This is a genomic window from Streptococcus mitis subsp. hohhotensis (assembly GCF_020089495.2).
GTDB classification, from domain to species: Bacteria; Bacillota; Bacilli; order Lactobacillales; family Streptococcaceae; genus Streptococcus; species Streptococcus hohhotensis.
In genome coordinates, this window is record NZ_JAIRCA020000014.1 from 362 (window position 1) to 13,618 (window position 13,257).

The window sequence follows — 13,257 nt, forward strand, 5'->3', positions numbered from 1 at the left end:
TAAGAAACCAGATGGATCAACATTCCCACCAGGAACTAAGGTAGAAATCCCAGGTAAAGATGGTAACCCAATCACAGTAACAATCGGTGAAGACGGTAAAGGTAAAGTACCAAACAGTGAATTACCAGAAGGTAAAGTTCCAGGTACAGCTAAGATTACTGAACCAGGTAAACCAGCTGTAGAAGTTCCAGTAACAACACCAGGTAAAGTCACACCATCAACACCAACAGATACAAATCCAGTTGCACCAGTGACACCTGATATGCCAGTCAAACCTGATACTAATGGAGATTCTGGTCAAGATAAACCAGCACCAGCTACTCCAACTCCAAATGCAGTTACTCCGAATACAGATCAGGTAGATACTAAGACGACTGTTGATAATGGAGCTAAGTCAAATGATTCTCAAAATGTATTGCCAAATACAGGAACAGAATCAAATGCTGCTCTTGCATCTCTAGGACTTCTTGGACTATTGAGTGGATTTGGACTTGTAGCTCGTAAGAAAAAAGAAGACTAAAAATTTAGTCAGATGAACATTCATTCTTTTGTGTTTTAACAACGAACTAGATTGATTCTGATAGTTGTTTTATCCATAAAATACAAAGAATGATTAGATAAAGAAAGCGAACAATGCTAGGATTTTGTTAAACGGAATTCTAAGTATTGTTCGCTTTTTGTGGTATAATAAGACTATGCAGAAGAAACGAACGTCAGCCTATGTGCACATCCCATTTTGTACCCAGATTTGTTATTATTGTGACTTCTCAAAGGTTTTCATCAAGAATCAGCCAGTTGATAGCTATTTGGAGCATCTGCTGGAAGAGTTTCGTTCTTATGACATTCAAAAGTTACGAACCCTCTACATCGGTGGTGGGACGCCGACAGCCCTGTCAGCTTCACAACTAGAGGTATTATTGGAGGGCTTGACTGAAAACTTGGACTTGTCTGTCTTGGAGGAGTTGACCATTGAAGCCAATCCAGGCGACTTGGACGCGGATAAGATTGCGGTTTTGAAAAACTCAGCTGTCAATCGTGTTTCGTTAGGTGTGCAAACCTTTGATGATAAGATGCTGAAAAAGATTGGGCGCAGTCATTTGGAGAAGGATATTTATGAAAATATCGACCGTCTGAAACTGGCTGGTTTTGACAACATCTCCATTGATTTGATTTATGCACTGCCTGGTCAGACTATGGAGCAGGTCAAGGAAAATGTGGCTAAGGCCATTGGGCTGGATATTCCCCACATGAGTCTGTATAGCTTGATTTTGGAAAACCATACGGTCTTTATGAATCGGATGCGACGTGGGAAATTGCCTCTGCCTAAAGAGGAACTGGAAGCGGAGATGTTTGAGTACATCATTGCAGAGCTAGAGCGAGCAGGTTTTGAGCATTATGAGATTTCCAATTTTTCCAAACCTGGTTTTGAAAGTCGCCACAATCTCATGTACTGGGACAATGCTGAATACTATGGCATCGGTGCTGGGGCATCTGGTTATGTCAATGGTGTTCGTTATAAAAATCATGGTCCCATTCGTCATTATCTGAGTGCAGTTGAGGAAGGCGACGCACGTATCACAGAAGAGCACCTGAGTCAAAAAGAGCAAATGGAAGAAGAAATGTTCCTGGGGCTTCGCAAGAAATCAGGGGTCTCTATGGCGCGATTTGAGGAGAAATTTGGTCGGCCGTTTGAGGGGCTTTATGGAGAAATTGTCAGAGACTTGGTGCAACAAGGTCTCATGCAAATAGAGGGTGACCGCGTGCGCATGACAAAGAGAGGTCTCTTTTTGGGAGACACCGTAGCAGAACGATTTATTTTGGAGTAGGATCATGGGCTTAACTTATCAAATGAAAATGAAAATTCCTTTTGATATGGCTGATATGAACGGTCATATTAAACTTCCAGATGTAATTTTGCTGTCTCTGCAGGTTTCAGGGATGCAGTCGATTGAACTGGGAGTTAGTGATAAGGCTATTCTGGAAAATTATAATCTGGTCTGGATTATCACAGACTATGATATTGAGGTGGTTCGTTTGCCTCGTTTTGCGGAAGAAATTACCATTGAAACGGAAGCTTTGAGCTACAATCGACTCTTTTGTTATCGTCGGTTTACCATTTATGATGAAGCAGGGCAGGAACTCATCCACATGATGGCGACCTTTGTTCTCATGGACCGAGACAGTCGAAAAGTCCATGCTGTCGAACCTGAGATTGTGGCTCCTTACCAGTCTGAATTTAATAAAAAACTTATCCGTGGACCAAAGTATGAGTCCTTGGGCGAGCCAATCAGCAAGGATTACCATGTCCGTTTTTACGATTTGGATATGAATGGTCATGTCAATAACAGTAAATACTTGGACTGGATTTTTGAGGTCATGGGAGCGAATTTTTTGACCCACTATATTCCCAAGAAAATCAACCTCAAGTATGTCAAGGAAGTTCGACCAGGTGGGGTGATTACATCGGCTGTTGAAGGGACTGGATTGGAAAGCAAGCATGAAATTACAAGCGACGGGGCTACCAATGCCCAAGCTATTATCACTTGGCAAGAAATAAAAAAGGATTAGGGAGAAAGTATGAAATATAAAGGCTATTTAATTGATTTAGACGGAACTATTTATAAAGGGAAAGACAGAATTCCGGCAGGAGAGGCTTTTGTCCATGAATTGCAAAAGCGGGATATTCCCTATCTCTTTGTAACCAACAATACAACCCGCACTCCAGAGAGTGTTCAGGAGATGTTGGCTCAAAATTTTAATATCGATACGCCCCTATCAACTGTCTACACAGCGACCTTGGCAACGATCGACTATATGAATGACTTGGGACTGGAAAAGACGGTCTATGTCATCGGAGAAGCCGGGCTCAAGGAAGCCATCAAGGCGGCTGGTTATGTGGAAGACAAGGAAAATCCTGCCTATGTGGTAGTAGGTCTGGACTGGCAAGTTGATTATGAAAAATTTGCGACAGCAACTCTTGCTATCCAAAAGGGAGCTCATTTTATCGGAACCAATCCTGACCTCAACATCCCGACAGAACGCGGTCTTTTGCCAGGTGCTGGTTCACTAATTACACTTCTTGAAGTGGCAACACGAGTAAAGCCTGTTTATATTGGAAAACCAAATGCTATCATTATGGACAAGGCGGTTGAGCACTTAGGTTTGGAACGTGAAGAATTAATCATGGTTGGGGATAACTACTTAACAGATATCCGAGCAGGGATTGACAATGGCATTCCAACGCTCTTGGTGACAACAGGTTTTACCAAGGCAGAAGAAGTGGCAGACCTGCCAATCGCACCGACTCATGTGGTTTCTAGCCTTGCGGAGTGGAATTTTGATGAAAACTAAACTGACTTTTTGGAGCTCTATGCTCTTTCTCCTCTCCCTCTCAATCCTTTTGACCATTTATTTGGCTTGGATTTTTTATCCTTTGGAGATTGAGTGGCTGAACTTGACGGATCGAGTTTATCTAAAACCAGAAACCATTCAATACAATTTTCATATCTTGATGAATTATCTGACCAATCCCTTCAGTCAGGTCTTGCAGATGCCAGATTTTCGTTCGTCAGCAGCTGGTCTGCACCACTTTGCGGTTGTGAAGAATCTCTTTCATCTAGTTCAATTTATTGCCCTTGTGACACTACCAAGCTTCTATTTCTTTGCCAATAAGATTGTGAAAAAGGGCTTTTTATCTTTATTTAGTAAGGGGCTTTTGACTCTAGTAGTCTTGCCTGTACTGATTGGTTTTGGGGGAGTTTTGATTGGTTTTGACCAATTCTTTACTCTTTTCCATCAAATTCTCTTTGTGGGAGATGATACCTGGCTTTTTGACCCAGCTAAGGATCCAGTGATTCTGATTTTGCCAGAGACCTTCTTCCTTCATGTCTTCCTCCTCTTTTTTGCCCTCTATGAAAGCTTCTTTGGCTATCTGTATCTGAAAAGTCGTAGGAAGTGAACTGAAAGCTGTTCTTATTTCACATGTATAAATTAGGTATATGATTCGAAACTATCGTTAATACTCAATGAAAATCAAAGAGCAAACTAGGAAACTAGCCGCAGGCTGTACTTGAGTACGGCAAGGCGACGTTGACGCAGTTTGAAGAGATTTTCGAAGAGTATAAGAGTGAATTAACTAATTCTGAATGATGTCAATCGTTCGCAAACAGTCTATTTTTCTTGAAAAAATAGGCTTTTTTTCTAAAAATCCCTAGTCAAGCGCTTTATTTTTTTGTATAATAGAAGTAGCAAAGTATAGATAAGAAGAGAAAAGCATGATTACACTATTTCTATCACCGAGCTGTACATCATGTCGTAAGGCTAAGGCCTGGTTAGAAAAACATAAGGTTCCCTTTGTGGAACACAATATTATGACCAGTCCTTTAACAAGAAAAGAATTGCAACACATCCTTTCCTTGACCGAAAATGGTACTGATGACATCATTTCAACTCGTTCAAAAATTTTTCAAAAATTGAATATTGATGTAGAGAGTATCTCGGTATCGGAATTGCTTCATTTAATTGAGCAGTATCCAAGTCTTTTGCGTCGTCCCATCATTATCGATGCTAAACGCATGCAAATCGGTTTTAATGAAGATGAAATTCGTGCTTTTCTCCCTCGTAGTTACCGTAAGCAAGAACTAAAAGAAGCAAGAATGAGAGCTGGTATTAGTTAATGAACAAACAGTATAGTTACCCACTAGATTTGTCGTGGAGCACTGAAGAACTTGCTTCAGTGCTTTCTTTTTTTAATGATGTTGAAGCTGCCTATGAGGGCAAGGTAGAGGCTAGAAAGTTACTGGACTCCTATAAGGGATTCAAGGTGGTCGTTCCAAGTAAGAGCGAAGAGAAACGTTTGGGACGAGAATTTGAAACGGTTAGTGGCTATTCGCTTTACCGAGCAGTTCAGGCTGCCAAGGAAAAAGGGGAAGGAAAGATTTCTCTTGGAAAGTAAATTTGAATTTGCCAAAGAGCTTGTTAGAAAGGCGGGCCAGTACATCCTTGACCACATGCAGGAAGACTTGCGTGTTGAGACCAAGTCCTCTCCAACAGATTTGGTGACCAGACTGGACAAGGAAGTTCAAGAGCTATTGGTTGGTGAGATTTTGTCCCGTTATCCTGAGGATAAGATTTGTGCTGAAGAAGGTTGTCTACGAGCCTCGGTTCAAGAGGGCAAGGTTTGGGTCATTGATCCGATTGATGGTACCAATAACTTTGTCGCCCAGAAGGAAGATTTTGCTGTTATGATAGCTTATTTTGAAAATAGTCAGGGGCAGTTTGGACTGATTTATGATGTGGTCAAAGGGGATTGTTATCACGGTGGTGGTAAGTTTCCGGTTTGCCGAAATGATAAGCCCCTAGCTCCCTTTAAAGCAAAACCACTTGGAGATTTCCTTATTGCAGGGAATAGTGGTATGCTGGAAATCAATGAATGGGGGCTGGCTGATTTGAGTCGAGCGGTTCTTGGTGTTCGTGTCTATGGAAGTGCGGCCATCAGTTTTGCCAAGATTTTATCAGGGCATTTATTGACCTATGTCACTTATCTGCAACCATGGGATTATGCTGCGGCTAGTATTTTAGGAGAAGGTCTGGGCTATCGGGTGGTGACCCTTTCTGGTGAAGCTCCTGATTTTCAAACTAGACAGCCGGTCATGATGTTACCTCTTGAGATGCAGGAGGAAATTCAGTCCTATATTTACGAAAGGAAAAGAACTTAAATGCAATTTCCAGAAGGATTTGTTGAAAAATATGAAGAGATACTAGGAGATGAGGCAAGAGATTTTCTTGCCTCTTTTGAGGAGGAAGCGGTTTCGGCCTTTCGGGTCAATCCTTTAAAAGAAGCCCAAGCTTCATTTTCTGATCCTATTCCTCAAACCCCTTGGGGACACTATGGGAAGGTTTCAGGAAAATCTCCTGAGCATGCTACAGGCTTGGTTTATTCGCAAGAACCCGCTGCCCAGATGGTGGCTCAGGTAGCCAAGCCTAGTCCTGGTATGAAGGTTTTGGACTTGGCCGCTGCACCGGGTGGTAAATCAACTCAGCTAGCAGCCTATCTAGCAGGGGAGGGTCTTCTCGTTTCCAATGAAATTTCAAGCAAACGAGCTAAGATTTTAGTAGAAAACATGGAGCGATTTGGAGCGACAAATGTTGTGGTGACCAATGAATCTGCTGACCGTTTGGCTAAGGTTTTTAAAGGTTATTTTGACTTAATCGTTCTTGATGCCCCGTGCTCTGGTGAAGGAATGTTTCGTAAGCAACCAGATGCTATGGACTATTGGAGCTTAGATTATCCAAGTCAATGTGCTAGTTTGCAAAGAGAAATTCTAGCAGATGCAGTAACCATGCTAGCAGAGGGAGGTCGTTTGGTTTATTCAACCTGTACTTGGGCACCCGAGGAAAACGAAGAGATCGTCAATTGGCTACTGGAAGAGTATGATTTTGATTTGTTACCAATAGAGCATATCAATGGAATGGTAGCTGGAATTGACCTGCCAGAAACGGCTCGGATGTATCCTCATCATTTTAAGGGAGAGGGGCAGTTTGTCGCTCATTTACAATTTAAAGGTGACAATCCAGCACCTAAATTTAAGGCAAGTAAGAGCAATCTCAGCCGTGAGCAAGTTGCCTTGTGGCAGGAATTTGCACAAAACCATTTGAAGGTTAATCTACCGGGTATTTTGCAGACATTTGGAGATCAGCTTTATATCTTACCAGAACTTTTGCCAGATTTAGGGAAGCTCAAGATTGCTCGCAATGGACTGCATCTGGGCACTTTTAAGAAGAAACGTTTTGAGCCTAGTTTTGCTCTTGGTCTAGCCTTGAAATCAAGTCAGGTCAAGCAGTCCGTTGCAATTGACCAAGAAGCGTTTGTAAAGTATGCCGCTGGAGAAACCATTCAGCTGGCGGAAAGTCTTCCAAATGGTTGGTACCAAGTTTTGGTTCAAGGCAATGGTTTGGGCTTTGCTAAGGTGACTGGAAATGTTTTGAAAAATTATTTTCCAAAAGGCCTTAGATTCAAGTGAAAATGCTAGTCAAAGTAGCTTGTCTATGTTATAGTGGAAGTATGGATTTTTTTCAAATTGTCTTTCATTTTGAGTCAAAATTGGTGGAGATGGTAACTAAGCAAATTTCTAGTTAAACCAAGCTAATACTCTTCGAAAATCAAATTCAAACCGCGTCAACGTCGCCTTGCCGTACTCAAGTACAGCCTGCGGCTAGTTTCCTAGTTTGCTCTTTGATTTTCATTGAGTATAAGAACTTTAGTTGGCTCCCAATTTTAAAAAAGAAAAACATAAATAAATAGTTGAAAAAATTCACAGCATTCACCATTATTTTCAAGGAGAAAAACAGTGAAAAAAAGGAAAAAACTCGCTCTATCCCTTGCAGCTCTCTTGCTGGCAGGTTCTTTGGCGGGATGTGCTAGCTGGATTGATCGTGGAGAATCCATGACAGCTGTTGGCTCAACGGCTCTTCAGCCCCTGGTCGAAGCAGCAGCAGATGAATTCGGCTCTACGCACGTTGGAAAAACAGTCAACGTCCAAGGTGGAGGATCTGGTACAGGTTTGTCTCAGGTTCAGTCTGGAGCCGTTGACGTAGGAAATTCAGACGTATTTGCCGAGGAAAAAGACGGTATCAACGCCTCCGCTCTTGTGGATCACAAGGTTGCAGTAGCGGGCTTGGCAGTGATTGTAAATAAGGAAGTTGACGTTGAAAATCTGACAACAGAACAACTCCGTAGCATCTTCACAGGTCAAGTAACCAACTGGAAAGAAGTCGGCGGGAAAGACCTAGCCATTTCTATTATTAACCGTGCAGCAAGTTCTGGTTCACGTGCAACCTTTGATAGTGTTATCATGGATGGTCAGTCTGCTGTGCAGAGTCAAGAACAGGATTCAAATGGGATGGTCAAAAACATTGTTTCCCAGACACCAGGAGCCATTTCTTACCTAGCCTTTGCCTATGTGGATGACTCGGTGAAACGCATGAAGTTGAATGGCTATGAGCCGATTGCAGAAAATGTTACAACCAATAACTGGCCTTTGTGGTCTTATGAACACATGTATACCCTAGGTCAACCAAATGAATTGGTGGCAGAATTCCTCAACTTTGTCCTCTCTGATGAAGCGCAAAGTGGAATCGTTAAGGGAATGGGCTATATTTCTGTTAAGGAAATGAAGGTTGAAAAAGATGCTGTAGGAACGGTGACAGCACTAGAAGGGAGTCAATAATGAATCAAGAAGAATTAGCTAAAAAATTACTTTCTCCCTCAAAGAACTCTCGTCTAGAGAAATTAGGAAAAGGCTTGACCTTTGCCTGCCTGTCTTTGATTGTCATCATTGTGGCCATGATTTTGATTTTCGTAGCCCAAAAAGGTTTGTCGACCTTCTTTGTAAATGGGGTCAATATCTTTGATTTCCTTTTTGGACAAACTTGGAATCCTTCAGGTAAACAATTTGGTGCCCTTCCTATGATTTTGGGTTCCTTTATTGTCACAATCCTATCAGCCCTTATCGCAACTCCTTTTGCCATTGGTGCAGCTGTCTTTATGACGGAGGTCTCACCAAAAGGTGCTAGAATCTTGCAACCAGCTATTGAATTGCTGGTTGGGATCCCTTCGGTTGTGTATGGATTTATTGGTTTGCAGGTCGTAGTTCCCTTTGTCCGTAGTGTCTTTGGTGGAACTGGTTTTGGGATCTTGTCAGGGATTTTCGTTCTCTTTGTCATGATTTTACCGACGGTAACCTTTATGACAACGGATAGTTTGCGTGCAGTGCCTCGTCACTATCGTGAAGCTAGTTTGGCTATGGGAGCCACTCGCTGGCAAACCATCTGGCGCGTGACCTTGAAGGCGGCGCGTTCAGGGATTTTTACAGCAGTGGTCTTTGGGATGGCGCGTGCCTTTGGTGAGGCCTTGGCCATTCAGATGGTGGTCGGAAACTCAGCCGTTGTCCCAACTTCACTAACAACACCTGCTGCGACCTTGACCTCTGTCTTGACCATGGGTATCGGAAATACCGTCATGGGAACCGTTGATAATAATGTACTTTGGTCACTGGCCTTAGTCTTGCTCTTGATGAGTTTGGCCTTCAACAGTGTGATTAAATTGATTACGAAAGAAAGAGGAAAGAAAAACTATGCACGCTAAGAAATTAGATAAAATTGCAACAGCTATCCTCTACTCGATTGCAGGGATTATCGTTGCCATCTTGGCATCCTTGATTCTCTATATCTTGGTTCGTGGTTTGCCTCACATCTCTTGGTCTTTCTTGACTGGCAAATCATCTTCTTACCAAGCGGGCGGAGGGATCGGAATTCAGCTCTATAATTCCTTCTTCCTTTTGGTCATTACCTTGATTATTTCTGTGCCCTTGTCTATGGGAGCTGGGATTTTCCTGGCTGAATATGCTAAAAAAGGTCCTGTGACCAACTTTGTCAGAACCTGTATTGAAATCTTGTCTTCACTGCCATCAGTGGTTGTGGGTCTATTTGGTTACTTGATCTTTGTAGTTCAGTTTGAGTATGGATTTTCAATCATTTCAGGTGCCTTGGCCTTGACGGTCTTTAACCTGCCTCAGATGACTCGTAATGTTGAGGACAGTTTGAAACATGTTCACCATACGCAACGTGAAGCTGGCCTAGCTCTTGGGATTTCTCGTTGGGAGACGGTGGTCCATGTCGTGATTCCAGAAGCTCTTCCAGGTATTGTAACTGGGGTTGTCCTGGCCTCTGGCCGTATCTTTGGTGAGGCGGCTGCTCTCATCTATACAGCAGGACAATCCGCTCCAGCCCTTGACTGGTCAAACTGGAACATTCTCAGTGTAACCAGCCCAATCTCTATCTTCCGTCAAGCAGAAACCTTGGCTGTTCACATTTGGAAAGTCAATAGTGAAGGTACCATTCCAGATGGAACCATCGTATCAGCAGGTTCTGCCGCAGTTCTCTTGATCTTTATTTTGATCTTTAACTTTGGAGCCCGCAAACTCGGAAGCTACCTACATAAGAAATTAACCGCTGCCTAAAGGAGAAGCCATGTCAAAATATAATTGGGATGAAAAGCATATCATCACCTTTCCTGAAGAGAAAGTGGCCCTCTCTACTAAGGATTTACATGTTTACTACGGTAAAAAAGAATCCATCAAGGGCATCGATATGCAATTTGAAAAAAATAAAATTACGGCCTTAATTGGCCCTTCTGGTTCAGGAAAATCAACCTACCTTCGCAGTCTCAACCGTATGAATGATACCATTGATATTGCCAAGGTCACAGGTCAAATCCTCTATCAAGGGATTGATGTCAACCGTCCAGAAATCAACGTTTATGAGATGCGTAAACACATCGGAATGGTCTTCCAACGCCCAAATCCCTTCGCCAAGTCTATCTATCGCAACATCACTTTTGCCCATGAACGTGCAGGTGTTAAGGACAAGCAAGTCTTGGATGAAATTGTGGAAACCTCTCTTCGTCAAGCTGCCCTTTGGGATCAGGTCAAAGACGATTTGCACAAGTCAGCCTTGACTCTATCAGGTGGTCAGCAGCAACGTCTCTGTATCGCTCGTGCTATTTCTGTTAAACCAGATATCCTCTTGATGGATGAGCCAGCGTCTGCCTTGGATCCGATTGCGACAGCCCAGCTGGAAGAAACAATGTTGGAATTGAAGAAGGACTTTACCATCATCATCGTGACCCACAGTATGCAGCAGGCTGCGCGTGCTAGTGACTACACAGGATTCTTCTACTTGGGTGACTTGATCGAGTACGATAAGACATCTAATATTTTCCAAAATGCCAAACTACAGTCAACCAATGACTACGTAACAGGACACTTTGGATAGAAAGGAAACAGTATGACAGAAGTGATTTTACAGGTGTCAGACCTGTCCGTTTACTACAATCAGAAAAAGGCCTTGAATAGTGTTTCCCTATCTTTCCAACCTAAGGAAATTACAGCCTTGATTGGTCCATCTGGATCAGGGAAATCAACCCTTCTCAAAGCTATTAACCGCATGGGGGATCTCAATCCAGAGGTAACCACAACTGGTTCGGTGGTTTACAACGGCCACAACATTTACAGCCCACGTACAGATACAGTTGAATTGCGCAAGGAAATCGGTATGGTTTTCCAACAACCCAACCCCTTCCCTATGTCTATCTACGAAAATGTTGTTTACGGGCTTCGTATCAATGGAGTGAAGGACAAGCAGGTTCTAGATGAAGCGGTTGAAAAAGCTTTGCAACGAGCTTCCATCTGGGATGAGGTCAAGGATCGTCTGCATGATTCAGCTATTGGGCTTTCAGGTGGACAACAGCAACGTGTCTGTGTTGCCCGTGTCTTGGCAACTAGTCCTAAAATCATTCTTTTGGATGAACCGACTTCAGCCTTGGACCCTATCTCGGCCGGTAAGATTGAGGAAACCTTGTATGGTCTAAAAGATAGATATACCATGCTCTTGGTTACGCGTTCCATGCAACAAGCTTCTCGTATTTCTGACAAGACAGGATTTTTCCTAGATGGAGATTTAATTGAGTTTAACGATACCAAGAAGATGTTCCTAAACCCACAACACAAGGAAACAGAAGATTATATTTCAGGAAAATTTGGATAAGGAGATAAATGATGTTACGTTCTCAATTTGAAGAAGATTTGGAGAAATTGCACAACCAGTTCTATGCTATGGGACAAGAAGTGCTATCTCAAATCAATCGGACCGTGCGTGCCTTTGTTACGCATGACCGTGATTTGGCCAAAGAAGTCATCGAAGACGATGCAGAAGTAAACGAATACGAAGTGAAATTGGAGAAAAAATCATTTGAAATGATTGCCCTTCAACAACCGGTTTCTCAGGACTTGCGGACTGTTCTAACAGTCTTGAAGGCTGTATCAGACTTGGAACGTATGGGGGACCATGCTGTTTCCATTGCAAGAGCAGCCATTCGTATGAAGGGGGAGCAACGTATCCCAGCTGTTGAAGAAGAAATCAAGAGAATGGGTCGCGATGTCAAGAACTTCGTTGAAGCAGCCCTTGAACTCTATCTGAATGGTTCAGTAGACCAGGCCTATGAAGTAGCAGCCATGGACGAAAAAATCAACCATTACTTTGATAGTATTCGTGATTTGGCTACAGAAGAAATTAAGAAAAATCCAGATGCTATCGTTACAGGCCGTGATTACTTCCAAGTGATTGCCTTCTTGGAACGCATTGGAGACTATGCCAAGAATATCTGTGAATGGGTTGTTTACTTTGAAACAGGTAAGATTGTCGAACTATAAAATAGATTTATTCTGTATAAAAAGGAGCTTGAAATCAACTAACAACTCCTTTTTTTGAATGAAAAAAATATTTTTGAGATAAAAATTCAAAAAATACTTGACAAGCACCTTGAATAGCGTTATAATTATACAAAAATAACAGAGAGGTTGTTTATTTATGAAATCAAAAAAATGGATATTTGTTTTATGTAGTTTTCTTGCAAGTTTCTTCTTAGTAGCTTGCCAGTCGGGTTCTAATGGTTCTCAGTCAGCTGTTGAGGCCATTAAGCAAAAGGGGAAATTAGTTGTGGCGACCAGTCCTGACTATGCACCTTTTGAATTCCAATCCTTAGTTGACGGAAAAAACCAGGTAGTCGGTGCGGATATTGACATGGCTCAGGCTATCGCTGATGAACTTGGGGTTAAGTTGGAAATCTCAAGCATGAGTTTTGACAATGTTTTGACCAGTCTTCAAACTGGCAAGGCTGACCTAGCAGTTGCGGGAATTAGCGCTACTGACGAGAGAAAAGAAGTCTTTGATTTTTCAATCCCTTACTATGAAAACAAGATTAGTTTCTTGGTTCGTAAGTCTGATGTAGAAAAATACAAGGATTTAACTAGTCTGGAAAGTGCCAACATTGCAGCTCAAAAAGGGACTGTTCCAGAGTCTATGGTCAAGGAACAATTGCCAAAAGCTCAGCTGACTTCCCTAACCAATATGGGTGAAGCAGTTAATGAATTGCAGGCTGGAAAAGTTGATGCTGTTCACATGGATGAGCCTGTTGCCCTTAGCTATGCTGCTAAAAATGCCGACTTAGCTGTCGCAACTGTCAGCTTGAAGATGAAGGACGGCGAAGCCAATGCCGTTGCCCTTAGAAAAAATAGTGCTGATTTGAAAGAAGTGGTGGACAAGGTCATCCAAAAACTCAAGGATGATGGTACCTACCAAAGCTATCTTGAAAAAGCAGCAAGCCTAACAGAAGTTGAAGAATAATACTCAATGAAAATC

16 protein-coding genes are annotated in these 13,257 nt (G+C 42.4%); all 16 read left to right on the forward strand.

The window, feature by feature from the left end; genetic code table 11:
- Window positions 1-520: LPXTG cell wall anchor domain-containing protein (locus K4Z77_RS06660; RefSeq protein WP_224218838.1), on the forward strand; the 520-nt coding region annotated here is incomplete at its 5' end.
- A 175-nt stretch (window positions 521-695) separates the two neighbouring features.
- The gene (gene hemW / locus K4Z77_RS06665; protein WP_224218839.1) at window positions 696-1,826 is read left to right on the forward strand and encodes a radical SAM family heme chaperone HemW; all 1,131 of its coding nucleotides are present in this window, start codon (window positions 696-698) and stop codon (window positions 1,824-1,826) included.
- A 4-nt stretch (window positions 1,827-1,830) separates the two neighbouring features.
- Window positions 1,831-2,568: an acyl-ACP thioesterase domain-containing protein gene (locus K4Z77_RS06670; protein WP_224218840.1), complete on the forward strand. Its 738-nt coding sequence runs from the start codon at window positions 1,831-1,833 to the stop codon at window positions 2,566-2,568.
- Between the two features lie 9 nt (window positions 2,569-2,577).
- Window positions 2,578-3,351, forward strand: coding sequence for a TIGR01457 family HAD-type hydrolase (locus K4Z77_RS06675; RefSeq protein WP_049502186.1), 774 nt, complete (start codon window positions 2,578-2,580; stop codon window positions 3,349-3,351).
- Window positions 3,341-3,958: a TIGR01906 family membrane protein gene (locus K4Z77_RS06680; RefSeq protein WP_224218841.1), complete on the forward strand. Its 618-nt coding sequence runs from the start codon at window positions 3,341-3,343 to the stop codon at window positions 3,956-3,958. The genes K4Z77_RS06675 and K4Z77_RS06680 overlap by 11 nt, the downstream gene beginning before the upstream one ends.
- 316 nt (window positions 3,959-4,274) lie before the next feature.
- The gene (locus K4Z77_RS06685; protein ID WP_000631259.1) at window positions 4,275-4,676 is read left to right on the forward strand and encodes a Spx/MgsR family RNA polymerase-binding regulatory protein; all 402 of its coding nucleotides are present in this window, start codon (window positions 4,275-4,277) and stop codon (window positions 4,674-4,676) included.
- Window positions 4,676-4,954: a UPF0223 family protein gene (locus K4Z77_RS06690; protein ID WP_224218842.1), complete on the forward strand. Its 279-nt coding sequence runs from the start codon at window positions 4,676-4,678 to the stop codon at window positions 4,952-4,954. The genes K4Z77_RS06685 and K4Z77_RS06690 overlap by 1 nt, the downstream gene beginning before the upstream one ends.
- Window positions 4,944-5,717, forward strand: coding sequence for an inositol monophosphatase family protein (locus tag K4Z77_RS06695; RefSeq protein WP_224218843.1), 774 nt, complete (start codon window positions 4,944-4,946; stop codon window positions 5,715-5,717). Before K4Z77_RS06690 ends, K4Z77_RS06695 begins: the two co-directional genes overlap by 11 nt.
- On the forward strand, window positions 5,718-7,022 hold the full coding sequence (locus K4Z77_RS06700; RefSeq protein ID WP_224218844.1) for an RsmF rRNA methyltransferase first C-terminal domain-containing protein: 1,305 nt from the start codon (window positions 5,718-5,720) through the stop codon (window positions 7,020-7,022).
- Between the two features lie 327 nt (window positions 7,023-7,349).
- Window positions 7,350-8,228 carry a phosphate ABC transporter substrate-binding protein PstS family protein gene (locus K4Z77_RS06705; protein WP_224218845.1) on the forward strand — a complete coding sequence of 293 codons (879 nt, stop codon included), beginning with the start codon at window positions 7,350-7,352 and terminating at the stop codon, window positions 8,226-8,228.
- Window positions 8,228-9,145 carry a phosphate ABC transporter permease subunit PstC gene (pstC, locus tag K4Z77_RS06710; RefSeq protein WP_001070903.1) on the forward strand — a complete coding sequence of 306 codons (918 nt, stop codon included), beginning with the start codon at window positions 8,228-8,230 and terminating at the stop codon, window positions 9,143-9,145. Before K4Z77_RS06705 ends, pstC begins: the two co-directional genes overlap by 1 nt.
- Window positions 9,135-10,019: a phosphate ABC transporter permease PstA gene (gene pstA / locus K4Z77_RS06715; protein WP_224218846.1), complete on the forward strand. Its 885-nt coding sequence runs from the start codon at window positions 9,135-9,137 to the stop codon at window positions 10,017-10,019. Before pstC ends, pstA begins: the two co-directional genes overlap by 11 nt.
- 10 nt (window positions 10,020-10,029) lie before the next feature.
- The gene (gene pstB, locus K4Z77_RS06720; RefSeq protein WP_020900241.1) at window positions 10,030-10,833 is read left to right on the forward strand and encodes a phosphate ABC transporter ATP-binding protein PstB; all 804 of its coding nucleotides are present in this window, start codon (window positions 10,030-10,032) and stop codon (window positions 10,831-10,833) included.
- A 12-nt stretch (window positions 10,834-10,845) separates the two neighbouring features.
- Complete coding sequence (gene pstB, locus K4Z77_RS06725; protein ID WP_224218847.1) at window positions 10,846-11,604, forward strand: phosphate ABC transporter ATP-binding protein PstB; 759 nt, start codon at window positions 10,846-10,848, stop codon at window positions 11,602-11,604.
- An 11-nt stretch (window positions 11,605-11,615) separates the two neighbouring features.
- Window positions 11,616-12,269, forward strand: coding sequence for a phosphate signaling complex protein PhoU (gene phoU / locus K4Z77_RS06730; RefSeq protein ID WP_000946460.1), 654 nt, complete (start codon window positions 11,616-11,618; stop codon window positions 12,267-12,269).
- A 157-nt stretch (window positions 12,270-12,426) separates the two neighbouring features.
- Window positions 12,427-13,242, forward strand: a complete 816-nt coding sequence (locus tag K4Z77_RS06735) for an ABC transporter substrate-binding protein (protein WP_224218848.1) — start codon at window positions 12,427-12,429, stop codon at window positions 13,240-13,242.
- The last annotated feature ends 15 nt before the right edge of the window (window positions 13,243-13,257 follow it).